The sequence below is a fragment of the Pantoea sp. GM_Pan_3 genome (assembly GCF_026541045.1).
GTDB classification, from domain to species: Bacteria; Pseudomonadota; Gammaproteobacteria; order Enterobacterales; family Enterobacteriaceae; genus Pantoea; species Pantoea anthophila.
Genome location: NZ_JALNVA010000001.1, coordinates 1,639,231 through 1,661,142 on the forward strand (window position 1 = coordinate 1,639,231; position 21,912 = coordinate 1,661,142).

A 21,912-nucleotide genomic window follows, 5' to 3' on the forward strand; every position below is an offset into this window, starting at 1 on the left:
GAAGCCAGCGCCTGTCGCTGGCTTTTTTATTGCCCGCGCTATACCGCCCTCTCCGGCTAATTTTCCTGCCTGCCTATCATTAATCTGTCATAGAAAGCGCGTATCACACAGCGATAACCCGGTGCAAATCAGCATCCGCTATCCGCCACATGAGGTACACCATGAGCGAAAACAGTCTCCCCTCATCCGTCCGGGGCCGCCCCGATTTCAGTGGCAAAGGCAGTCGTTTCAGTAAACCGCTGTTTTTTATTCTGCTGGTCGCGGGTCTCGCGTTCGCCGGCCTCAATCTGGTCAGTGACGTTGAAGAGACCAACATGCCGGTCACCAGCCTCCTGCCCTTCTTTCTGCTGGGCCTGGCGCTGCTGATTGCGCTCGGCTTTGAGTTCGTCAATGGCTTTCACGACACCGCCAATGCCGTCGCCACGGTGATCTATACCCATTCGCTGACGCCCGGTGCCGCCGTAGTCTGGTCCGGTTTCTGTAATTTTATGGGCGTGCTGCTCTCCAGCGGCGTGGTGGCGTTTGGCATTATCTCGCTGCTGCCGGTGGAGCTGATCCTGCAGGCCAGCAGCGGCAACGGCTTCGCGATGGTCTATGCACTGCTTTTTTCCGCCATTATCTGGAATCTCGGCACCTGGTATTTTGGCCTGCCCTCCTCGTCATCACATACCCTGATTGGCTCCATCATCGGCGTTGGCGTCGCCAACGCGATGCTGCACGGGCGCAACGGCCTGAGCGGCGTGGACTGGGATCAGGCGCTGAAGGTGGGCTATGCGCTGCTGCTCTCGCCGGTGGTGGGTTTCGTCTGTGCCGGGCTGCTGCTGTGGGTCATGAAACGCTTTATCCGCAATCGCCAGCTTTACCGTGCGCCACAGAGCGATCAGCCGCCGCCGGTCTGGATCCGCGGCCTGCTGATCCTGACCTGTACCGGCGTCTCCTTTGCACACGGCTCTAACGACGGGCAGAAAGGGATGGGACTGATTATGCTGATCCTGGTCGGCACCATGCCGATCGCTTACGCCCTGAACCGATCGCTGCCCGCCGACCAGATCCCGCGCGTGGCGGCGCTGACCGAAGTCACCGCGCATCAGCTGCGCCAGCTGCAACCGGCGGCGGCACACCCTCCGGCGGCCCGCGACGTGCTGACCGGCTTTGTCGGCAGCAACCGGATGAACAGCGAGGTGTTACCGGCGCTGGCGATGACGCTCAATGAAGTGGGTGATGAGATTCGCCGCTATGGCTCGATGGATAACATCCCCGCCCAGGCGGTGACCAACACCCGCAACCAGATGTATCTGGCATCAGAGTCGATTAAGCATCTGCAGACCGCAAAGGTCACGCTGCCGCAGGAGACGGAACGCAATCTGAAAGCCGTGAAAAGCGAACTCGACAGCGCCACCCGCTTTATTCCGATGTGGGTAAAAGTGGTGGTGGCGATTGCGCTGGGGCTTGGCACGATGGTGGGCTGGCGCCGGATTGTGGTCACGGTGGGAGAACGCATCGGTAAAACCCATCTCAGCTATGCGCAGGGCGCCAGTGCCGAGCTGGTGGCGATGGCGACCATTGGCGCGGCAGACGGTTTCGGTTTGCCGGTTTCCACCACCCATGTGCTCTCCTCGGGCGTGGCGGGCACCATGGCGGCCAATCGCTCCGGCCTGCAGCTTGCCACGCTGCGCAACCTGGCGGTCGCCTGGGTCTTAACCCTGCCGGTCTCCGTTCTGCTCTCCGCCCTGCTCTACTGGCTGTTTACCCGTTTCTGATGACCCGGCGGCTCACCCGCTGGTGAGCCGCTGCTGAGCGCAGAGCCGCAGGGTAATCAGCAGCGCACCCAGGACCATGATCGCCGCCGCGAGGTAGACCGACTGCATGCCCCAGTGTCCGATAAAGAGTCCCGCCACCGGGCCGGTTAAGCCCAGTCCCAGATCGAGAAAGGCGGAGTAGGTGCCGAGAGCCGATCCCTGATCCTGGCGCTCAACCCGCTTAACGGCTTCCACCCCCAGGGCCGGAAAGACCAGCGAAAAACCGCTGCCGGTCAGAAACGCCCCCGCCCCCACCAGCCACGCGCTGTCCGCCTGCCAGATCAGCAGCAGTCCCACACACTCCAGCAGAAAGGAGAACAGCGAGACGCGCAGTCCGCCAAAGCGGGTGATAAAGCGCCCGAAGCCGAGACGCACCAGCACAAAGCCCAGGCTGAACAGCGTCAGCGCATAGGCCGCGCCCTGCCAGTTGCGGCTGGCAAAGTAGAGGGTAATGAAGGTGGCAATCACGCCAAAGCCGATAGTGCCGAAGCCCAGCGCCAGACCGTAGAGCCAGACGCGGGAAAAGACGCGATGAAACGGAATGCGCTCGCCCAGGCTGACGGTGACGGCGGGTTTGCGGCTCGCCATCAGATAGCCTGCTATCCCCATCACCGCAATCAGGCCAGCAAAGCCGCTCATGCCGAACTGCCCGTTGAGCATCACGCCCAGCGGTGCGCCCACCGCCATCGCCAGATAGGTGGCGACGCCGTTCCAGGAAATCACGCGGGCGGTCTGCAGCGGCCCGACGATGTTCATGCCCCACAGGGTAGAGCCGGTGCTGCTGAAGCTTTCGCCCACCCCAAGAAACAGCCGTCCGACAGCCAGCAGCGTCAGGCTCAGCCACGGCCAACTGCTCAGCAGGGCGGCGACGATGGTCAGCACCCCGCTCATGCCGCAGCAGAGCAGCCCCAGCATCACCACGCGTTTAGGGCCAAGCCGGTCGGCCAGACGGCCCGACTGAGGACGGCTGAGCAGCGTCGCGAAATACTGAATACTGATAATCAGCCCGGCGATAAATGAGCTGAAGCCGAGGTGATTTTTGACAAAGCCAGGCAGCACAGCCAGCGGCAAGCCGACGGAGAGATAGCAGAAGAAGGTGAAAACGATAACGGAAAGGATACGTTTGTTGAGCTGGCTGTTGCTCAACACGGCGGTGTCAGACATAGCAGAGTTGCGGTGAAGGAAATTTGGCTCACTATACCGTCAGGCCGCTAAGGGGTCGCCTGATTTTTTATCACAAACCATGAACCGTCGCGTGACGATCGATCGCCTGTGCAATGTCGCCCGACGATTTTAACGCCCGGACTTCGCTGAACAGGCCATCCGCTTCTGCATACGCTTTGCGCAGATAGCCAAGCCACTGTTTGATGCGCGCAACGTGATAGAGTCCGGTGTCGCCCTGCTTTTCCAGCCGGCTATATTTCTGCAACAGGCGCACCACCTCAGGCCAGGCCATTGGCGGCTCGTTGTATTTGACCACCCGGCTCAGGTTAGGGATGTTCAGCGCACCGCGGCCAATCATCACCGCATCGCAGCCGGTGACCGCCATACAGTTCTGCGCGCTCTGCCAGTCCCAGATTTCACCGTTAGCAATCACCGGAATGCGCAGCCGCTGACGAATCTCGCCAATCGCCTGCCAGTTGATCGCCTCGGCACGATAGCCCTCTTCCTTGGTTCGTCCATGCACCACCAGCTCACTGGCTCCCGCCTGCTGTACAGCATCGGCGATCTCCAGACTGCGGGCGCTGGAATCCCAGCCGAGCCGCACTTTCACCGTGACCGGTAAGTCAGCTGGCACCGCTTCACGCATCGCTTTCGCGCCGCGATAGATCAGATCGGGATCTTTAAGCAGGGTCGCCCCGCCCCCGCTGCCGTTGACCAGCTTAGAGGGACAACCGCAGTTGAGATCCACGCCCCAGGAGCCCAGCGCCACCGCACGGGCGGCGTTCTCGGCTAACCATTCGGGATGCTGCCCCAGCAGCTGCATCCGCACCCGCGTGCCGGAAGGCGTGCGGCTGTTGTTATGCAGCTCGGGGCAGAGACGATAAAAGGATTTTACCGGCAGCAGCTGATCGACCACGCGCAAAAACTCGGTGATGCAGAGATCGTAATCGTTCACTTCCGATAACAGCTGGCGCACCAGCGAATCAAGCACGCCCTCCATCGGCGCCAGTAAAACCCTCATACTCAGACGTTCCCGGTGCGCTTCGGTGCCGGACGACGCGGACGGGAAGCGGGCTTGTCGCCCTGAGGCGCAGGCTGTCCCTGACGACGAGGCTGAGAACGCTTGTCACCGGATGAACGTGGTGCACCTGCACCCTGTCCGCCCTGACCACGACCGCGCCCGCCGCCTGCACCGCCGCGCGACTGCTGCTGGCGACCGTTGATGATAGGCTCTGCTTTGATGCTCGGATCGGGTTCATAACCCGGAATCGCCAGGCGCGGGATTTCACGCTTCAGCAGGCGTTCGATATCACGCAGCAGTTTATGCTCATCGACGCAGACCAGTGACAGTGCCGCACCGGTGGCCGCCGCACGGCCGGTACGGCCAATACGGTGAACATAATCTTCGGCGACGTTGGGCAGCTCATAGTTGACCACGTGTGGCAGCTCTTCGATATCCAGGCCACGCGCCGCGATATCGGTCGCTACCAGCACGCGGATCCCGCCGGATTTAAAGTCAGCCAGCGCACGGGTACGGGCACCCTGGCTCTTGTTGCCGTGGATCGCGGCGGCGGTGATGCCATCTTTGCCCAGCTGCTCGGCAAGGTGGTTAGCGCCATGCTTGGTTCGGGTAAAGACCAGCACCTGCTGCCAGTTTCCTTCGCCAATCAGCTGCGACAGCAGTTCCCGCTTGCGCTTCTTATCCACGAAATGCACCTGCTGAGCAACCTGTTCAGAGGCGGTGTTGCGGCGCGCCACTTCCACCATTTCCGGGTTGGTCAGCAGTTTTTCAGCCAGGCCTTTGATCTCATCAGAGAAGGTGGCCGAGAAGAGCAGGTTCTGACGCTTAGCCGGCAGGCGCGCCAGCACGCGACGGATGTCGTGGATAAAGCCCATATCGAGCATCCGGTCCGCTTCATCCAGCACCAGAATTTCGACCTTAGAGAGGTCAACCGCATTCTGATGCGCCAGATCCAGCAGACGACCCGGTGTCGCCACCAGCACGTCGACGCCGCCACGCAGTTTAACCATCTGCGGATTGATGCTGACGCCACCAAACACCACCATCGACCGCAGCGGGAGATATTTGCTGTAGTCACTGACGTTTTCGCCGACCTGCGCCGCGAGTTCACGGGTCGGGGTCAGGATCAGGGCGCGTACCGGGCGACGGCCGCGCACCGGCGTGGTGGTCGCAGAGAGTTTTTCAAGCAGAGGTAAGGTAAAGCCGGCCGTCTTGCCGGTGCCGGTCTGGGCACTCGCCAGCAGATCGCGGCCTGCCAGCACCACAGGAATCGCCTGGCGCTGGATAGGTGTAGGTTCGCTGTAGCCTTGTTCGGCGACCGCGCGCAAAATATCGGCACTCAGGCCGAGAGAGTCAAAAGACATTACGTGATTTACTCCGGTCCGCTCTGTCCGTGATTCACGGTGTAGTTTTCAGAGGGATAGTGACGGCAGCTGGGGCTGACGCGTGAAAAGGGCACAAACTACGATGCGTAAGCGGGCGAGTGTAGCAGCTTTAGAGCAAGTGTGCGAGATAGCTCACATTTACACACACATCTTCCCCGCCCCATAAACAGGAAGGCCACCTTTCGGTGGCCTTCAACTTAGCTACGTTTTTTTTCGATGCGCCGTGGCGGTTCTTTCGCCAGCAGCGACACCAGCGCCGGACCCAGCAACATCACCACGCCGAGGCACGCCAGCAGCAGGTTGTTGTGGTAGATCCGCGACACCAGGAACAGTGTCATCATGGCAGCGCCAAAGTAGTAAGTGGTGGTCGCTTCTTCAAGATAATCGCCAAGGGTCCGTAAACGGGCGATGCGCTGTGTTGCCAGCATGGCAACAAAAACCAGTGCGTAGACGGCCACCAGCGTGCTGCAGACATCGACCAGGGCCTTGTGCTTCCAGCCCCAGATCAGCGCAGCGATCACCAGCAGATGCATAGCGATATGCATGTACGTCTGACCCGTGATGATTTGAATACGATTAGACCATTTCATTCAGTTCTCCTGGCAGACCCAACAGGTCGCCCAAGTGCTACCGGCACAAGCCGGAAACGGTTTCCTCAATGTAAAACAATTTTCGGATAACGCCTTAATTATCGCCCTCTCTCACCACCCATTTGTGACAAAGACTACACTTTGATTCTGGTGATGATGAAAAGGAGTGCGTCGCGAGTATGCCACAAAACACGCAAGGATTTTCAATAAAAGTCCTGACGATCAATACACACAAGGGTTTTGCCCCGTTTAATCGCCGCTTCATCCTGCCGGAATTACGCGAAGCCGTTCGCGCAACGTCGGCGGATGTGGTCCTTCTGCAGGAGGTGATGGGCACGCATGCCATCCATCCGCTTAACCATGACGCGTGGCCCGAGGCGCCACACTATGAGTTTCTGGCCGACACCATGTGGAACGATTTCGCCTACGGGCGCAATGCGGTCTACCCGGAAGGACATCACGGCAATGCCGTGCTGTCGCGCTTTCCGATTGCAGAGTATGAGAACCGGGATATCTCGGTGGCGGGCAGTGAAAATCGTGGCATGCTGCACTGTCAGATCGCCCTGCCCGAGCCGCATGGCACGCTGCACGTTATCTGCGTGCACCTTGGCCTGAAGGCCTCGCACCGCCGCGCGCAGATGAAGATGATATGTGAAATGGTCACCTCGCTGCCGCCCGACGCGCCGGTTGTGGTGGCGGGTGATTTTAACGACTGGCAACGACGCGCTAACGCGATCTTAAAACAGGGCGCAGGCCTGAAAGAGGTATTCAGCATGAAAACCGGACGCCCGGCGCGCACCTTCCCGGCGCGCTTCCCGATTCTGCGGCTCGACCGCATCTATGTGCGCAATGCCACCGTCACTCATCCGTGGGCGCTGCCGCGTAAGCCGTGGTCCCATCTCTCCGACCATGCGCCGCTGGCCGTGGAGATTCACCTATGAATTTCAGCTGGCAGGAAGGCAACCGGCTGCTGTTGCTGGAAAATGGTGAGGCGTTTTTCCCGCGCGTCTTTGGTGCGATACAGCGGGCCGAGCGCACGGTGCTGATTGAAACCTTTATTCTGTTTGAGGATGAGGTCGGCAATGCCCTGCATCGCGAACTGCTGGCGGCGGCCCAGCGCGGGGTGCGGGTTGAAATCATGGTGGATGGCTACGGCTCCGCCGAACTCTCCGACAACTTTGTGAACAGCCTGACCAGCGCAGGCGTGCGCTTCATCTACTACGATCCGCGCCCGCTGGTGATGGGCATGCGCACTAACGTGTTCCGCCGCCTGCACCGCAAAACCGTGGTGGTAGATGATGTGGTGGCCTTTGTGGGCGGCATCAACTTCTCTGCCGAGCACAACACCGACTACGGCCCCGAGGCCAAGCAGGATTATGCGGTGCAGGTCAAAGGGCCGGTGGTGGGCGACATCGCCCGCTATCTGCAGCAGGCGATTGGCAGTGAACAGCCTACCCGCCGCTGGTGGGGGTCGCGGTCTCACCGTCCGGCGGTCAATGCCAGGCCCGGCGATGCCCAGGTGCTCTATGTCTATCGCGACAATGACGAACATCGCGACGATATCGAAATGCACTACCTTGAGATGCTGCGCGAGGCGAAGCGGGATGTGATTATCGCTAACGCCTACTTCTTTCCCGGCTACCGGCTGTTGCGTGAGATGCGCAACGCGGCGCAGCGCGGCGTCAGGGTGCGACTGATTGTGCAGGGCGAGCCGGATATGCCGATTGTGAAAGTGGGCGCGGAGTTGCTCTACAACTATCTGGTCGATGGCGGGGTTGAAGTCTATGAATATATCCGTCGTCCGCTACACGGCAAGATCGCGGTGAAGGACGATCAGTGGGCCACCGTCGGCTCCAGCAATCTCGACCCGCTCAGCCTGTCACTCAACCTGGAAGCCAACCTGATCATTCACGACCGGCCGTTTAACCAGACGCTGCGTGACAACCTTGAAGCGCTGCTGGCAAATGATTGTCAGCGGGTGCAGGAGGATCGTCTGCCCCCGCGCAACTGGTGGCAGCTCAGCAAAAGCGTGGTGGTCTTCCACTTCCTGCGCCATTTCCCGGCTATTGCGGGCTGGTTACCGGCGCACACACCGCGGCTGGCCCAGGTGGCTGCCCCGGTGCAGCCCGAGATGGAGACACAGGATCGCGTAGAAGCCGACAACCCGGGAGCAAAATCCTGATGGCAAAAAAACATCCACGCTGGCAACTGGCAAAAAAGATCCTCACCGTGCTGTTCTTTATCGCAGTGGTGGTGCTGCTGGTGGTTTATGCCCGCAAAGTGAACTGGGAAGATGTTTATGACGTCATCGTTAACTATAACCGCTTTGTGGTACTGACCGCCGCCGGACTGGTGGTGCTGAGTTACCTGGTCTACGGCTGCTATGACCTCATCGGGCGCGCCTACTGCGGACATAAGCTGGCGAAGCGGCAGGTGATGCTGGTGTCATTTATCTGTTACGCCTTTAACCTGACGCTGAGTACCTGGGTCGGCGGCGTGGCGATGCGCTACCGGCTCTACTCCCGCCTGGGACTCGACAGCGCCACCATCACCCGCATCTTCTCCCTGAGCATCGCCACCAACTGGCTGGGCTACATTCTGCTGGCTGGCGTGGTGTTCAGTGCAGGCATGGTCTCCATCCCCAGCGGCTGGTTTATCGGCGAGACTACCCTGCGGCTGATCGGCGTGGTGCTGCTGGTGCTGGTGGCGATCTACCTCTGGGCCTGTGCCTTCTCGAAACAGCGACGCTGGACGGTCAAAGGGCAGACGCTGCAGCTCCCCTCGCTGCGTATGGCGCTGCTGCAGTTTGGCGTCTCCTGCGCTAACTGGATGGTGATGGGGGCGATTATCTGGCTGCTGCTGGGGCGCGATGTCGGCTATCCGATGGTGCTGGGCGTGCTGCTGATCAGCAGTATTGCCGGAGTGATCATTCATATTCCGGCGGGGATTGGCGTGCTGGAGGCGGTCTTCCTGGCACTGCTCAGCGGTCAGCACGCGTCGCATGGCACCATTATCGCGGCGCTGCTCGCCTATCGCGTCCTCTATTTCATCCTGCCGCTGCTGCTGGCGCTGGTGCTCTATCTGGTTCTGGAGAGCCGGGCAAAGCATCTGCGCCAGAAGAACGAGCAGAAGCTTCAGAAGTCATCATAAAACGGGGGAGGCGCAACCGGTGCGCCTCCCCCTTTACATCTCAGCCGTTCAGCGCGGCGCTGGCCGCGAAACGGGTAGCCTGACTCAGCGACGGTTGCCCATAATCCGCAGCAGCATCAGGAAGAGGTTGATGAAGTCCAGATAGAGCGTTAACGCCCCCATGATTGAGTAGCGACGCAGGTTTTCCGTATCGCGCGCATCAATCTGCTCACCGATATTTTTCAGCTTCTGGGTGTCATAGGCGGTCAGGCCGACAAACACCACCACTCCGATGTAGGTAATCGCCCACATCAGCGCCGGGCTCTTCAGCCAGAAGTTCACCAGCGACGCCAGCAGGATGCCGATCAGCGCCATAAAGAGCAGACTGCCAAACCGGCTCAGATCGCGTTTGGTGGTGTAGCCGTAGAAGCTCATCGCGCCAAACATCCCGGCGGCGACAAAGAAGGTGCTGGCGATGGAAGAGTAGGTGTAAACCAGGAAGATGCTGGCCATCGTGACGCCGGTCAGCGCCGAATAGAGCATAAACAGCCCGGTCGCCACCGCCCCGCTCAGGCGATGCACCATGCCTGACAGGAAGAACACCAGCGCCAGCTGCGCGATAATCAGCCCGAAGAAGGTGATCCGGTTGGCGAAGACCAGCTCCATGACCGCAGGCGTACGTGCAGCGAACCAGGAGACAAACGCCGTCAGCAGCAGACCACAGGTCATCCAGCCATACACCTGGGCCATGTAAGCCTGAAGCCCGCGCGAGGCGGGTTGAACGATAGAATCATGTCGTGGATATCGATCCATGATGCACCTCTTGGTAAAGGGATGAGTAGTAAGACGCTCCACAGGGAGCCCTGTCAGATTTAAGTGTGGCACAGCTCAGCTCAACTGTGCCACAACATGCCGTTTAACGCCGCGACAGGCACTGCTGATAACGGCTGTCGACGCGCTGCGCAAACCACGCCGTCGTGAGATTGCGGGTAATTTTCGGGCTCTCCAGCTTAATGCCCGGCAGCATTTCACGCGGCAGCTTACGGCCCGCCATTTTATCCGCCAGGGTAAAGACCTGCTTCCAGAGTTCGCTGTCGCTGAACGACGCTTTCTCCCCCTTCTCCAGATCGCGCCGGATGGCGCTGTTGCTCATGTCGATCTGCTTCGACAAAGTGCGCACCGCCAGTTCGGTGCCGCCCGCCGCGTCTGAGCCATAGAGGATCAGATCGCCATCCAGCGCCAGCTTCATCCCGGTCGCCTTCGCCACCGCCGCCTGGAACGCCGCGTTGCGACTGGCGTACCAGCCCGCATTGAAGTCCGCGAAGCGGTAGAGCGGCTGGCTGTAGTCAGCCGGGTAGCCGAGCAGGTGCATCGTGCCGAAGTAGATCCCGCCGTGACGGGTAAAGACTTCACGCCGGATCGTGCCATCAACCGGCCACGGGTAGCCTTTGGCATGCGCCTCGGCAAAGGCAATGCTGACCTGCATCGGCCCGCCCGTGTGGATCGGATTGAGATTGCCAAACAGCGTCTGGCCCATCGGCACCATGTCGATCAGGTCATCAAAGATGGCGCTCAGCTCTTTTTCACTGCGCACTTTGTCGAGCCGCGCCGCGTAACTTTCGCCGGTCGGAGATTTAATCAGCAGCGCCGTGCGCACCAGAAAAGCCGGCACATGGACTTTGGCCGCCCGGCGATTGATCTCACCCCAGGCGATTTTAGGCAGGCCGGGCACGGCCGCCTCGGCGCTGAAGTTGCTCTCCTGATCCGCCACGGCGATCACCGCGCAGAGGTTGCTGGCGCTGGGATCGATCTGCTGGGTGCGGAAAGAGGTGTAGATATCGTCGCTCCATGCCGCTTTGTTGCTGACATGCGACGGCAGCAGCCGCTGGATTTGCGCTTTCACATCCTCAGGCTGCCGGACCGGCGCCTCGGGGGTTTTCTTGCTGCTACAGCCCGCCAGCACCAGCGCGGCGACCAGTGTCAGACGTTGCAGAATCGGGGTGGATGACATGCCTGTCCTCAGAATGAACCAAAACCCTACTCTATCATCGCCAGCGTTTCACAGGCAGGCGGGAACTGAACTAAGGTTACCTTTTTTAAAGTTAAAGGAACTTACGATGTTTAAACTCTGGCCTGTTGCGGCGTTCAGCCTGTTCTTAACCGGCTGCGGCGCCAATAATACGCCTGCTCAGGTGCAGTCACCGGGCGCGCCCACCTCCTCCTCGCTGAAGCTGCTGGAGACCGGCGCCAGCGTGATACAGTCACGACCGCCGATTGAGGCGATCAACACCTATCTGGATGGCTTCCATTTTTACAATGGTGACCAGAACGGTCAGATGGAGGCACACCACTACGTCACCGTGCTGAACGAGGATGTGATGCAGGCGGTGATCTATGACGGCAATACCCGCGACGCGCGGCTGATGGGGGTGGAGTACATCATCAGCGAACGGCTGTTCAACACCCTGCCCCCGGAGGAGAAGAAGCTGTGGCACAGCCACCAGTATGAGGTGAAGTCGGGCACGCTGATTGCGCCGGGCTTGCCCGCCAGCGCCGATCAGGCCCTGATGAAACGCATCGTGAATACCTACGGGAAAACCTGGCACACCTGGCATACCGACCGCGATAAAACGCTGCCGCTCGGCATTCCGGCACTGATGATGGGCTTTACGGCGGATGGTCAGATGGATTCCCGGCTGCTGGCCGACCGCGATCGCCGCTTCGACGTCGACAGCAAAGCGATTCGCGCCCGGCGCGCCGATATCGTGGCGCACCCGGCGGCGGCGGGTGCGAACGCGTGGCAGCAGGGCCAGGTGATCCAGCTGAAGCGGACGACGGGCGGTGGTGAGCACAGTCACGGCCAGACCCGCTTTGGCCCGGCGGAGCAGCTGAAGCAGCCGTAGTTCCGCGCTACTCCCAGCGCTGAGCGGCCTGGTGATCGCTGTCGCGGGCATCCACCCAGCGGTCACCCTGCTCTGTCGCTTCGCGTTTCCAGAAGGGCGCGCGCGTTTTCAGGTAATCCATGATGAATTCGGCGGCGGAAAAGGCGCTGCCGCGATGGGCGCTGGTCACGCCGACCAGCACGATTTCATCGCCGGGAAACAGCTCGCCGACGCGATGGATCACCGTGACGCGCTGCAGCGGCCAGCGTTCACGCGCCGCCGCCACGATCTCCTGCAGCGCTTTCTCGGTCATACCGGGATAGTGCTCCAGCGTCAGCGCCGCCACATCACTCCCCAGATTGTGGTTGCGGACTTTACCGGTAAAGGTCACAACCGCGCCATCTTCATCACAGGCGGCCAGCCAGCGATACGCTTCCGCCATGTCAAACGGCGCGGGGCCGACGCGAATCTGCGTATCCATCTCAGCCTCCGGTCACGGGCGGGAAAAAGGCCACTTCATCCCCGGCGCGCAGGGGATGCGTCATCGGCACCAGCGTCTGATTGACCGCCGCCAGCAGCTTACCCGACGTCAGCGCCAGCGCCCAGCGGTCGTCCCGTGCAGCGAGGGATGCGCGCAGTGCCGCCACGTCCGGATAGTCCGCGCTGACCTCCAGTGCGGCCGTGCCGGTCAGCTCGCGCACCTGGGCAAAAAACAGCACCTTAATCATGGGCCACCGCCTGAAAATCGCCGCTTTTGCCACCGCTCTTGCTGATTAAACGCAGCTGATCGATGACGATATCTTTCTGCACCGCTTTGCACATGTCGTAGATAGTCAGCGCGGCCACCGAAGCCGCGGTCAGCGCCTCCATCTCCACGCCGGTTTTGCCACTCAGGCGGCAGAGCGAGGTGATGCGGACCCGGCTGTGTGCCGGTTCTGCTTCGAGGCTCACTTCCACTTTGCTCAGCATCAGTGGATGGCAGAGCGGAATCAGCTCCCAGGTGCGTTTCGCCGCCTGGATACCGGCGATGCGGGCGGTGGCAAAGACATCCCCTTTATGGTGGCTGCCCTCGATAATCATCTGCAGCGTTTCCGGCTGCATCAGCACCAGCACTTCTGCCCGCGCTTCGCGCACGGTTTCAGCCTTGGCGGAGACATCCACCATGTGCGCTTCGCCCGCGGCGTTAATGTGTGTAAGTTGAGACATGCTTATTGTTTCTTCAGATGTGAGACAAAATTACAGGGCGCGGTGCGCGCATCGATCTGATCGGCAATGATGCGCTCCCAGGCGGTACGGCAGGCGCTGGTCGAACCCGGCACGGCCAGAATCAGCGTCTGATTCGCCAGACCGGCAATGGCGCGTGACTGCAGGGTCGAACCGCCAATCTCCTCATAGGAGATCATCCGGAACAGTTCGCCAAATCCCTCAATCTCGCGGTCAAACAGCGGCAGCAGCGCTTCCGGCGTGCTGTTCTTCAGGTTAAACCCGGTGCCGCCGTTCACGATCACCACCTGCACATCGTCACTGGCGATCCAGCGCGACACGGTGGCACGAATGCGATAGAGATTCTCCGGCACGATAGCGTGATCGACCACGCTGTGGCCCGCTTCCGCCGCCGCGCTGCGCAGGTAGTCACCGGAGGTGTCGTTGCTGGCATCGCGACGATCGGAGACCGTCATCACCGCAATCTGCACCGCCTGAAATTCGCTGGCTGGTTTACCCATACTGCCTCCTGAAATTAGCCGCCAATGTAAGAGAGATTCTGTGTGATGCCCGTGTTGCCCTGATGGAGAAAATGGGTCTGCTTCTTCTGCCCCAGGCTGCTGGCAATGCGCGCCTGCAGTTCAGCCTGCTGGTCGTCCGACGCCAGCAGATCGCGCAGCGGAATGCCGCCGTCGCCAAACAGACAGAGGTGCAGATTGCCCTGTGCGGAGACGCGCAGACGGTTGCAGCTGGCACAGAAATCTTTGGCGTAGGGCATAATCAGGCCGATCTCGCCGACATAATCGGGATGGTAAAAAACCTGCGCCGGGCCGTCACTGCGTTCGCTTTCGCGACGCTGCCAGCCCTGAGCGATCAGCTGGTCGCGGATCACCGCACCGGAAACGTGCTGATCGCGGAACAGCGAACCGCCGTCACCGGTTTCCATCAGTTCGATAAAGCGCAGCTGAATCGGACGGGTGCGGATCCAGTCCAGGAAGGTGGCGAGATTGCGGCTGTTAAGATCGCGCATCAGCACGCTGTTGACTTTCACCTGGCGAAAACCGGCGTCAAAGGCGGCATCGATGCCGCTCATCACCTGATGAAATTTATCCTGACCGGTAATGGCGTGAAACTGGCGGGCATCCAGACTGTCCACGCTGACGTTCAGCGCGGTTAAGCCTGCCTCGCGCCACTGCTTCACGTCACGCGCCAGCCGGTAGCCGTTAGTGGTCACCGCGATCTGACGAATGGCGGCGTTTTCACGCACCGTGGCGATGATGTCGGTGAAATCACGGCGCAGCGACGGCTCACCCCCGGTCAGCCGCACTTTTTCCGTGCCGGCTGCCGCAAAGGCCCGCGTGACACGGCGGATTTCATCCAGAGAGAGAAAGCTTTTGTTACGAATTCCCTGCGGCTTGTAGCCGTCCGGGAGACAGTAGGTACAGCGGAAATTACAGACATCCGTGACCGACAGGCGCAGGTAATAGAACTTACGCGCGTATGCATCAGTAAATTGTGACACCAGAACACCTTTCCAGATTGGGAGATGCAGTCATTTCTTCCTGCACCCTGGCAGCTCGATGGCTACGGCCTGAACCCCCTATCCGCAGACTTAGGCATTCAGGCTTGAGTGTACGCTGACCCGTTGATCAGCGCGGTAAACATGATGGTAGCGTGATTCACGCCACTCTTCCATTCGCTGTTTTCGCTATATATTCTTATACATATCGAATTTTCACCGCATTTTCGCGACAGGATACGTTAAAATGCCCGCCTGATTTTGACGTAAGTCATCCGCGCGGGCTTAGCGTTTAGAGCCTCGCCACGCGAAAGGAAGTAAGGAGAAGTATGAATCGCACACTGGCCGATCTTGATCGCGTTGTGGCACTGGGCGGCGGACACGGTCTGGGCCGCGTGATGTCTGCCCTTTCCCCGCTGGGCTCGCGTCTCACCGGCATTGTCACCACCACCGACAACGGCGGTTCAACCGGCCGTATCCGCCGTTCCGAAGGCGGGATCGCCTGGGGGGATATGCGCAACTGTCTGAACCAGCTGATTACCGAACCCAGCGTCGCCTCTGCGATGTTTGAGTATCGTTTCGCCGGTAATGGCGAACTGGCCGGGCACAACCTGGGTAACCTGATGCTGCGCGCGCTGGATCATCTCAGCGTGCGCCCGCTGGAGGCGATCAACATCATCCGCAACCTGCTGAAGGTGGATGCCTTTTTAATCCCGATGTCGGAGCAGCCGGTGGATCTGGTGGCGATGGATGCGGAAGGCAACATGGTTTACGGCGAAACGGCGATTGACGAGATGAAGCAGCCGCCGCAGGAGCTGATGCTGCATCCCAATGTCCAGCCTACGCGGGAAGCGCTGCAGGCGATTGGTGAGGCGGATCTGATCCTGATCGGGCCGGGCAGCTTCTACACCAGCCTGATGCCGATCCTGCTGATGGATGAGATGGCGCAGGCGCTGCGGCGCACGCCCGCCACCATGGTCTTTATCGGCAATCTGGGCCGCGAGCTCAGCCCCGCTGCCGCCAGCCTGTCGGTGGCTGACAAACTGGCGATGATGGAGCGTTACATTGGCAAGCGGGTGATTGATGCCGTGGTGGTTAGCCCGGCGGTCGATACCCGGGGGATTGACGATCGGCTGATCGTCCGTGAACCGCTGGAAGCCGCCGACATTAAATATCGTCACGACCGCCAGCTGCTCAGGGTGGCGCTGGAACACGCCATTCAGGGTTTTAACGGCGCTATGAGGCCGCAATAAACAGCGTACGCAGCTCATGCAGCTGGTCGCGCACGTTCGCCGCCTGCTCGAACTCCAGATTCTGCGCATGCTGCTGCATCTGTCCCTCCAGCTCGTGGATTTTCTTCTGCAGCGCCTGAGGCGTTAAGGTCAGCAAATCGGCCTGAGCCTGCGCTTCGCCCGGGCGGGCCGGTCTGGCTTTGCCACGGGTTTTCACCACGTTGTTGCCGAGTTCCAGAATATCGGTGATCTTCTTGTTGAGGCCCTGCGGCACGATGCCATTCTTTTCATTGTGCAGCTGCTGTTTCTCACGGCGGCGTTCAGTCTCTTCAATGGCGCGCGCCATCGACGGCGTAATTTTATCGCCGTAGAGAATCGCCTTACCGTTGACGTTTCGTGCCGCACGACCAATGGTCTGGATCAGGGAACGTTCTGAACGCAGGAAGCCCTCTTTATCCGCATCCAGGATCGCGACCAGCGACACTTCCGGCATATCCAGCCCCTCACGCAGTAAGTTGATGCCCACCAGCACATCAAACTCACCCAGACGCAGGTCGCGGATGATCTCCATACGTTCCACCGTATCGATATCGGAGTGCAGATAGCGCACCTTCTCGCCATGCTCTGTCAGATATTCGGTGAGATCTTCCGCCATGCGTTTGGTCAGCACCGTCACCAGGATACGTTCGTTGGCCGCCACGCGCTGACGGATCTCCGACAGCAGATCGTCAACCTGGGTGCCGACCGGACGCACTTCGATGATCGGATCGAGCAGACCGGTCGGACGCACCACCTGATCGACCACTTCATTGCCCGATTTTTCCAGCTCATATTTACCCGGCGTCGCCGACACGTAGATGGTCTGGGGCGCCAGCGCCTCAAACTCTTCAAACTTCATCGGACGGTTATCCAGCGCCGACGGCAGACGGAAGCCATACTCCACCAGCGTCTCTTTACGCGCCCGGTCGCCTTTATACATGCCGCCAATCTGCGGAATGGTGACGTGGGACTCATCCACCACCAGCAGGCCATCGGCAGGCAGATAGTCAAACAGCGTCGGCGGCGCTTCGCCCGGCCCGCGGGCAGAGAGATAGCGTGAATAGTTTTCGATGCCGGAGCAGTAGCCCAGCTCGCTCATCATCTCCAGATCAAACTGGGTACGCTGGGTGATACGCTGCTCTTCCAGCAGTTTGTTGTTCTCCAGCAGCACCCGCCGGCGATCCGCCAGCTCCACTTTGATCTCTTCCATCGCCTGCAGGATGCGCTCGCGCGGCGTGACGTAGTGGGTTTTAGGGTAGATGGTGAAGCGCGGCACCACCGACTCGATCTGGCCGGTCAGCGGGTCGAACAGCGACAGCCGCTCAACCTCTTCGTCAAACAGCTCTACGCGCAGCGCAATGTCATCCGACTCCGCCGGGAAGATATCGATCACCTCGCCGCGCACCCGGAAGGTCCCGCGCTGGAACGCCTGGTCGTTTCGGGTGTATTGCAACTCTGAGAGACGACGCAGAATACTGCGCTGATCGATGATCATGCCGCGGGTCAGGTGCAGCATCATTTTCAGATAGAGATCGGGGTCGCCCAGACCGTAGATCGCGGAGACGGACGCCACCACGATCACATCCCGCCGCTCCAGCAGCGCCTTGGTGGCCGACAGACGCATCTGTTCGATGTGCTCATTCACCGAGGCATCTTTTTCGATAAAGGTGTCGGAGCTGGGCACATAGGCTTCAGGCTGATAGTAGTCGTAGTAAGAGACGAAGAACTCCACGGCGTTATCCGGGAAAAACTCTTTCATTTCGCCATAAAGCTGGGCGGCCAGCGTCTTATTGGGCGCCAGCACCATGGTCGGACGGTTGAGGTCGGCAATCACGTTGGCGACGGTAAAGGTTTTACCGGAGCCGGTTACCCCTAATAAGGTCTGATGGGCCAGTCCATCCTCCAGTCCCTCTTCCAGGCGACGGATCGCCTCAGGCTGATCGCCTGAAGGTTTAAAGGCAGAGTTTAATTTAAAGGCTTTGCTCATGAATGCATTTCCTGCTGGAGAAGTCGGCGGGCAGGCACTTATTTTACTCGGCTATGGTGATTTTGCCAGAAAATAATACTGGATATAAAAACAGTAATGGTGCAATGTTAACCCTGTTGCGGTTCCGCTCCCCTCTCTGGCGCGCGATGAAAATCCAGGCGAAGCGTGTTGCGCAAGGTTATCCCCAGGCAGAGATCGGATTTAACATTTGTCAATAGAGCGTCACAAAATTACAGTCTGGTTACCTGACAGAGAAATCGCAGGCTTGTTTTTTAATAAAATACTGATTTTACTGGCTTTAGCTTATGAGGCCAAGATCTCGTCATTATGTTACCAGGCCCCGTATTTCCTCGCTTCCAACTGGTTTTCATTACCTAATGCACAAGGTTATCCACAGGAATAGTGGATAAGTGATGGCAGCCCCGCCGCCATCAGCTGTGTATAGTTTTTCCCTGCCCTTCTGACACCGTGAAAATAATTTTTTTTCCGTTAAATTTCGCGCCCGCGGCTGGCGGAATAGTCTGCATTTTTAATCCTTCCCCCCGCTGGCCAGGCAAATTTCCGGGCGCCGACTAGAATTCTTAATCAGATTCGTTGCCTTCTCAGAGCACGCCTGCACCAGGAACAGCGCCGCCAGGCACTGCAAAAGTGCAGGTGCGTAATGACCGTGGGGAATTGATAAGTTTTTCTCACCTTTCCTTCCCCGAAAGCAGGCACAGCAGCAGAAAACAGGGCCGTTTTAAGATCTGGCCTGGGAATTGCAGGACTCTCTGGCACCAACGCGCACCAGGCGCACTGAGCTGCAACGGCGACAGGGCCGCTGCTGATGACTTGTTTGCCAGACGACAGAGAGCGGAAGCATTCAGGCTAATGATCGGGAAGGAGAGTGTCAGATGCTGAGTTTACGTTCGGTAAATCAATTTTATGGTCAGAACCACATTCTCTGGGATGTGGACCTCGATCTGGCGCCTGGCACCTGCACCGGCGTTCTGGGCCGGCCCGGCATGGGCAAAACGACGCTGGTGAACTGCATCATGGGCAGACTGCCTATCAACAGCGGCTCTATCTCCTGGAAGGAAGATGGCTCCCCGCCGGAAGATCTGCTGCTGCAACCGGCTGAACAGCGGGCACAGATGGGGATCGGCTACGTGCCGCAGGGCCGCCACATTTTTACCCAGATGAGCGTGGAAGATAACCTGCTGATCGCCCTGCTGGCGGGTGCCAGTCAGCACGATCGCCATCGCGCCATTCCTGAAATGGTCTTCGATCTCTTTCCGGCACTCTATTCGCTGCGCCAGCAGCGCAGCGGCGATCTGCCTGTCGATCAGCAGCAACAGCTGGCCCTGGCGCGTGCGCTGGTGCTGCAACCTAAACTGCTGATTCTCGATGAACCCACCGACGGCATGTCGCCGTGGCTGGAGGAGGAGATGGGCAATCTGATCCGGCGGCTTAACCTCGACTACGGGCTGACCATTCTCCTGCTGGAGCAGCGCCTGTCGCTAATCCGCCGCGTGGCAGACTACTTTCTGCTGCTGCACCGCGGTCGCAATGTGGCGCACGGCAGCATGGCGCAGCTTGACGACTACACCGTCGATAAATGGCTGACGGTGGCCTGAGGCAAAACCGGTTGCGGCGGGCAGAGCCGCCGCTGGCCGCAGTGACTGCCGGGCCGGGTCCGCTTATTCAGGCAGCGTCAGGTAGTGTCCACAGGCAGCCTGCTGCGCCTCATCCGTGAGATAGGGGATCGTGCCCAGACAGGGGGCAGGCAGGCGCTGTTTCAGGCTGGCGAGATAGTGCTGATAGCGTTTGCCCGGTGGCTCGATGGTATTCGCGATCCAGCCTGCCAGGGGCAGCCCGCGCGCCCGTACCGCCTCTGCGGTGAGCAGCGCATGGTTGATGCAGCCCAGCTTAATCCCCACCACCAGAATCACCGGCAGCTGTTCGCTGACCACCCAGTCCGCATAGGTGTGCGTCTCCGACAGCGGGGTGTACCAGCCCCCGGCCCCCTCGATCAGAATCCAGTCCGCCAGCGGCTCCAGTGCCGCCAGACCGGCCGACAGCGCCAGATGGGTAATCGGCCTGCCCTCTTCCGCGCTGACGATGTGCGGCGATGTCGGTTCCATAAAGGCCAGCGGATTGACCTGCTGGTACGTTAACGCGACGCTGCTGTAACGCTGCAGGGCCAGCGCATCGCTGTTGCGGATCCCCTCCGGCGTCATCTCACAACCCGACGCCACCGGCTTATAGCCCGCACAGCGGAAGCCTGCGGCGGCGGCGGCCTGCAACAGCGCGCCGCTGGCGACCGTTTTGCCGACTTCGGTGTCGGTGCCGGTGATAAACAGGCGTTTCATGATGCACTTACTCCATAAATTAAATGATAACTCAGGCGGTAGCCGTGCCGGTCGCGCGGCCAGTGCGCCTCTAACCGGCTGAGGCGTTGCCGGGTTAACACCTGGCCGTCACGCCCCTGATGCAGATGGGTCGCGCCAATGCCCTTCAGTGAGCGCATGGCGCTGAGCGCATCGGGAAAATGGATCGTCACCCGCTCCGAGGTGCAGCGCAGCGGCCAGGCATGGCAGGCGGCGGCAATCTGCGCCTCGCTGAGAAAGCGATTGGCATGCGGCAGTGCGTCCAGATGTGACCAGGCTTCATGCACCTCCTGCAGCGAATCGTCCCCCAGGGTGGAAAAGAGCAGCGTGCCGCCGGGCCGCAGCACCCGCCGGAACTGGGCCAGCGCCTGCGGCAGATCGTCACTCCACTGCACCGCCAGGTTGCTCCAGACCAGGTCAAAGCTGTTGTCCGCCAGCGGCAGCGCATCAATGTCCCCCGCCAGATAGTGCTGCGCCGCGTCGTTGCGGCGTGCCTGTTGCAGCATCTGCGGGGAGAGATCCAGCGCCATAACCTGTTTGCCGCGCGCGCGCCAGAGCCGGCTGTACCAGCCGGTGCCACAACCGGCATCCAGCAGGTGCAGACCACTGTCGACCGGGGCGTGTGCCAGCAGGGCATCGCCGCTCAGACGCTGCAGGGCGGCATGCGCATCGTAGTGGCTCGCCGCCCGGCCAAAAGCGCGAGCGACCGCCTGTTTGTCAACCTGCAGCGTCATGCAGCGCCTCCAGTAGCCGATCGATATCCTCAGGGCGATGCGCCGCCGTCAGGGTGATGCGCAGCCGGGCGGTACCCGGTGGCACGGTAGGCGGCCGGATAGCGCTCACCCAGCAGCCCGCCTCAGCCAGCCGCGCAGAGAGCGCCACCGCCTCGCTGTTTTCACCCACCAGCAGGGGCTGAATCGCACTCTCTGAATCCATCAGCTGCCACGGCAGTGACGCCGCGCCGCGCCGGAAATGGCGGATATTCTGCTGGAGGCGCTGGCGCAGCGCCTCGCCCTGCTGAACTTCATGCAGCGCCGCCTGCAGAGCAAAAGCCTGGGCGGCGGGCATGGCGGTGGAGTAGATCAGATGACGGCTGAACTGCAGAAAGTAGTCGGCGGTGTCGGCATCGCACAGCAGGGCCGCGCCGCTGACGCCAAAGGCTTTGCCGAAGGTGATCACCTGCAGTTCCGGCCGGACGCCCTGCTGCCAGCAGCTGCCGCGCCCCTGCTCACCCACCACGCCAATGCCGTGCGCATCATCCACCAGCAGCCAGCCTCCGGCCTGACGCGTCTGCTGCGCCAGTGCAGCCAGCGGCGCGCTGTCGCCATCCATGCTGAAAATCCCCTCCGTCACCACCAGCGTCTCCCCCTCACAGGGTGAGGCGAGCCGCGCCGCCAGACTCTCCGGCGCGTTGTGACTGAACCGGCGCAGCTGCGCCGGGCTGTGGCTGGCCGCGTCGAGCAGTGAGGCGTGGCTGAGTTTATCAGCCAGGATGCGATCGTTTTTCTCTCCCAGCAGATGGATCACCGCCTGGTTGGCTGCGAAACCGGAGATAAAGAGCAGCGCACGCTCATAGCCGAGCCAGTCGGCCAG

General features: G+C 60.4%; 22 protein-coding genes and 1 riboswitch. Of the genes, 7 read left to right on the forward strand and 15 right to left on the reverse strand.

Features of this window, described 5'->3' with window-relative positions; all coding sequences use genetic code 11:
* Positions 1–161 precede the first annotated feature (161 nt).
* Positions 162–1,760 carry an inorganic phosphate transporter gene (locus tag OXR04_RS07780; protein ID WP_267372536.1) on the forward strand — a complete coding sequence of 533 codons (1,599 nt, stop codon included), beginning with the start codon at positions 162–164 and terminating at the stop codon, positions 1,758–1,760.
* 12 nt (positions 1,761–1,772) lie between these two features.
* On the opposite strand, the gene OXR04_RS07785 is transcribed toward OXR04_RS07780, so the two are convergent.
* The 4 genes from OXR04_RS07785 to OXR04_RS07800 form a co-directional block, all read right to left on the reverse strand.
* Entirely contained in the window at positions 1,773–2,963 is a 1,191-nt protein-coding gene (locus OXR04_RS07785; RefSeq protein ID WP_150029438.1) for an MFS transporter, read from the reverse strand.
* Positions 2,964–3,033: 70 nt separating this feature from the next.
* Positions 3,034–3,984, reverse strand: coding sequence for a tRNA dihydrouridine(16) synthase DusC (dusC, locus tag OXR04_RS07790; protein ID WP_267372537.1), 951 nt, complete (start codon positions 3,982–3,984; stop codon positions 3,034–3,036).
* Between the two features lie 2 nt (positions 3,985–3,986).
* Positions 3,987–5,348, reverse strand: a complete 1,362-nt coding sequence (rhlE, locus tag OXR04_RS07795; protein WP_009091317.1) for an ATP-dependent RNA helicase RhlE — start codon at positions 5,346–5,348, stop codon at positions 3,987–3,989.
* 218 nt (positions 5,349–5,566) lie between these two features.
* Positions 5,567–5,959, reverse strand: a complete 393-nt coding sequence (locus OXR04_RS07800; RefSeq protein WP_009091318.1) for a YbhQ family protein — start codon at positions 5,957–5,959, stop codon at positions 5,567–5,569.
* 179 nt (positions 5,960–6,138) lie between these two features.
* On the opposite strand from OXR04_RS07800, the gene OXR04_RS07805 reads away from it, so the two are divergent.
* Genes OXR04_RS07805 through OXR04_RS07815 form a run of 3 tightly spaced genes read left to right on the forward strand, consistent with a single transcriptional unit; the run spans position 6,139 to position 9,109 of the window.
* Positions 6,139–6,900 carry an endonuclease/exonuclease/phosphatase family protein gene (locus OXR04_RS07805; RefSeq protein ID WP_009091319.1) on the forward strand — a complete coding sequence of 254 codons (762 nt, stop codon included), beginning with the start codon at positions 6,139–6,141 and terminating at the stop codon, positions 6,898–6,900.
* Positions 6,897–8,141, forward strand: coding sequence for a cardiolipin synthase ClsB (clsB, locus tag OXR04_RS07810; protein WP_267372538.1), 1,245 nt, complete (start codon positions 6,897–6,899; stop codon positions 8,139–8,141). Before OXR04_RS07805 ends, clsB begins: the two co-directional genes overlap by 4 nt.
* Positions 8,141–9,109: a lysylphosphatidylglycerol synthase domain-containing protein gene (locus tag OXR04_RS07815; protein ID WP_009091322.1), complete on the forward strand. Its 969-nt coding sequence runs from the start codon at positions 8,141–8,143 to the stop codon at positions 9,107–9,109. Before clsB ends, OXR04_RS07815 begins: the two co-directional genes overlap by 1 nt.
* An 84-nt stretch (positions 9,110–9,193) precedes the next feature.
* On the opposite strand, the gene OXR04_RS07820 is transcribed toward OXR04_RS07815, so the two are convergent.
* Both OXR04_RS07820 and OXR04_RS07825 read right to left on the reverse strand, forming a co-directional pair.
* A complete protein-coding gene (locus OXR04_RS07820) occupies positions 9,194–9,901 on the reverse strand; it encodes a Bax inhibitor-1/YccA family protein (RefSeq protein WP_046101458.1) in 708 nt (235 codons plus the stop codon).
* 103 nt (positions 9,902–10,004) lie between these two features.
* Positions 10,005–11,099 (reverse strand): DUF1615 domain-containing protein, encoded by a 1,095-nt coding sequence (locus OXR04_RS07825; protein WP_058958322.1) that lies wholly within the window; start codon positions 11,097–11,099, stop codon positions 10,005–10,007.
* Positions 11,100–11,205: 106 nt separating this feature from the next.
* Here OXR04_RS07825 and OXR04_RS07830 point away from each other — a divergent pair, with 106 nt between their 5' ends.
* Positions 11,206–11,991, forward strand: a complete 786-nt coding sequence (locus OXR04_RS07830; protein WP_267372539.1) for an OBAP family protein — start codon at positions 11,206–11,208, stop codon at positions 11,989–11,991.
* Between the two features lie 7 nt (positions 11,992–11,998).
* Here OXR04_RS07830 and moaE read toward each other — a convergent pair whose 3' ends face one another.
* From moaE to moaA, 5 genes are all read right to left on the reverse strand, one after another.
* Positions 11,999–12,451 carry a molybdopterin synthase catalytic subunit MoaE gene (gene moaE, locus OXR04_RS07835; RefSeq protein ID WP_009091326.1) on the reverse strand — a complete coding sequence of 151 codons (453 nt, stop codon included), beginning with the start codon at positions 12,449–12,451 and terminating at the stop codon, positions 11,999–12,001.
* A gap of 1 nt (position 12,452) precedes the next feature.
* On the reverse strand, positions 12,453–12,698 hold the full coding sequence (gene moaD, locus OXR04_RS07840) for a molybdopterin synthase sulfur carrier subunit (RefSeq protein ID WP_267372540.1): 246 nt from the start codon (positions 12,696–12,698) through the stop codon (positions 12,453–12,455).
* Positions 12,691–13,176: a cyclic pyranopterin monophosphate synthase MoaC gene (gene moaC / locus OXR04_RS07845; protein ID WP_267372541.1), complete on the reverse strand. Its 486-nt coding sequence runs from the start codon at positions 13,174–13,176 to the stop codon at positions 12,691–12,693. The genes moaD and moaC overlap by 8 nt, the downstream gene beginning before the upstream one ends.
* Before the next feature lie 2 nt (positions 13,177–13,178).
* Positions 13,179–13,694 carry a molybdenum cofactor biosynthesis protein B gene (moaB, locus tag OXR04_RS07850; protein WP_009091329.1) on the reverse strand — a complete coding sequence of 172 codons (516 nt, stop codon included), beginning with the start codon at positions 13,692–13,694 and terminating at the stop codon, positions 13,179–13,181.
* A gap of 14 nt (positions 13,695–13,708) precedes the next feature.
* Positions 13,709–14,695: a GTP 3',8-cyclase MoaA gene (gene moaA, locus OXR04_RS07855; RefSeq protein WP_154927948.1), complete on the reverse strand. Its 987-nt coding sequence runs from the start codon at positions 14,693–14,695 to the stop codon at positions 13,709–13,711.
* A riboswitch (molybdenum cofactor riboswitch) is annotated at positions 14,685–14,818 on the reverse strand. (Overlaps the previous gene by 11 nt.)
* Positions 14,819–15,021: 203 nt before the next feature.
* Between moaA and yvcK the strand changes: the two genes are divergently transcribed.
* Positions 15,022–15,945: a uridine diphosphate-N-acetylglucosamine-binding protein YvcK gene (yvcK, locus tag OXR04_RS07860; RefSeq protein ID WP_009091333.1), complete on the forward strand. Its 924-nt coding sequence runs from the start codon at positions 15,022–15,024 to the stop codon at positions 15,943–15,945.
* On the opposite strand, the gene uvrB is transcribed toward yvcK, so the two are convergent.
* Positions 15,929–17,950: an excinuclease ABC subunit UvrB gene (gene uvrB, locus OXR04_RS07865; protein WP_009091335.1), complete on the reverse strand. Its 2,022-nt coding sequence runs from the start codon at positions 17,948–17,950 to the stop codon at positions 15,929–15,931. The genes yvcK and uvrB overlap by 17 nt on opposite strands.
* Before the next feature lie 893 nt (positions 17,951–18,843).
* Here uvrB and OXR04_RS07870 point away from each other — a divergent pair.
* Positions 18,844–19,566, forward strand: a complete 723-nt coding sequence (locus tag OXR04_RS07870) for an ATP-binding cassette domain-containing protein (protein WP_009091339.1) — start codon at positions 18,844–18,846, stop codon at positions 19,564–19,566.
* Between the two features lie 63 nt (positions 19,567–19,629).
* On the opposite strand, the gene bioD is transcribed toward OXR04_RS07870, so the two are convergent.
* The 3 genes from bioD to OXR04_RS07885 all read right to left on the reverse strand — a co-directional run.
* On the reverse strand, positions 19,630–20,301 hold the full coding sequence (bioD, locus tag OXR04_RS07875; protein WP_267372542.1) for a dethiobiotin synthase: 672 nt from the start codon (positions 20,299–20,301) through the stop codon (positions 19,630–19,632).
* On the reverse strand, positions 20,298–21,053 hold the full coding sequence (gene bioC, locus OXR04_RS07880; RefSeq protein WP_267372543.1) for a malonyl-ACP O-methyltransferase BioC: 756 nt from the start codon (positions 21,051–21,053) through the stop codon (positions 20,298–20,300). The genes bioD and bioC overlap by 4 nt, the downstream gene beginning before the upstream one ends.
* Positions 21,037–21,912: 8-amino-7-oxononanoate synthase (locus tag OXR04_RS07885; RefSeq protein WP_267395043.1), on the reverse strand; the 876-nt coding region annotated here is incomplete at its 5' end. The genes OXR04_RS07885 and bioC, both read right to left, overlap by 17 nt.

Bases quoted from the DNA above. Each gene is read 5' to 3' on its own strand.
- OXR04_RS07780 (WP_267372536.1), top strand. From the start codon at position 162: ATGAGCGAAAACAGTCTCCCCTCATCCGTCCGGGGCCGCCCCGATTTC.
- OXR04_RS07785 (WP_150029438.1), bottom strand. From the start codon at position 2,963: ATGTCTGACACCGCCGTGTTGAGCAACAGCCAGCTCAACAAACGTATC.
- dusC (WP_267372537.1), bottom strand. From the start codon at position 3,984: ATGAGGGTTTTACTGGCGCCGATGGAGGGCGTGCTTGATTCGCTGGTG.
- rhlE (WP_009091317.1), bottom strand. From the start codon at position 5,348: ATGTCTTTTGACTCTCTCGGCCTGAGTGCCGATATTTTGCGCGCGGTC.
- OXR04_RS07800 (WP_009091318.1), bottom strand. From the start codon at position 5,959: ATGAAATGGTCTAATCGTATTCAAATCATCACGGGTCAGACGTACATG.
- OXR04_RS07805 (WP_009091319.1), top strand. From the start codon at position 6,139: ATGCCACAAAACACGCAAGGATTTTCAATAAAAGTCCTGACGATCAAT.
- clsB (WP_267372538.1), top strand. From the start codon at position 6,897: ATGAATTTCAGCTGGCAGGAAGGCAACCGGCTGCTGTTGCTGGAAAAT.
- OXR04_RS07815 (WP_009091322.1), top strand. From the start codon at position 8,141: ATGGCAAAAAAACATCCACGCTGGCAACTGGCAAAAAAGATCCTCACC.
- OXR04_RS07820 (WP_046101458.1), bottom strand. From the start codon at position 9,901: ATGGATCGATATCCACGACATGATTCTATCGTTCAACCCGCCTCGCGC.
- OXR04_RS07825 (WP_058958322.1), bottom strand. From the start codon at position 11,099: ATGTCATCCACCCCGATTCTGCAACGTCTGACACTGGTCGCCGCGCTG.
- OXR04_RS07830 (WP_267372539.1), top strand. From the start codon at position 11,206: ATGTTTAAACTCTGGCCTGTTGCGGCGTTCAGCCTGTTCTTAACCGGC.
- moaE (WP_009091326.1), bottom strand. From the start codon at position 12,451: ATGGATACGCAGATTCGCGTCGGCCCCGCGCCGTTTGACATGGCGGAA.
- moaD (WP_267372540.1), bottom strand. From the start codon at position 12,698: ATGATTAAGGTGCTGTTTTTTGCCCAGGTGCGCGAGCTGACCGGCACG.
- moaC (WP_267372541.1), bottom strand. From the start codon at position 13,176: ATGTCTCAACTTACACACATTAACGCCGCGGGCGAAGCGCACATGGTG.
- moaB (WP_009091329.1), bottom strand. From the start codon at position 13,694: ATGGGTAAACCAGCCAGCGAATTTCAGGCGGTGCAGATTGCGGTGATG.
- yvcK (WP_009091333.1), top strand. From the start codon at position 15,022: ATGAATCGCACACTGGCCGATCTTGATCGCGTTGTGGCACTGGGCGGC.
- uvrB (WP_009091335.1), bottom strand. From the start codon at position 17,950: ATGAGCAAAGCCTTTAAATTAAACTCTGCCTTTAAACCTTCAGGCGAT.
- OXR04_RS07870 (WP_009091339.1), top strand. From the start codon at position 18,844: ATGCTGAGTTTACGTTCGGTAAATCAATTTTATGGTCAGAACCACATT.
- bioD (WP_267372542.1), bottom strand. From the start codon at position 20,301: ATGAAACGCCTGTTTATCACCGGCACCGACACCGAAGTCGGCAAAACG.
- bioC (WP_267372543.1), bottom strand. From the start codon at position 21,053: ATGACGCTGCAGGTTGACAAACAGGCGGTCGCTCGCGCTTTTGGCCGG.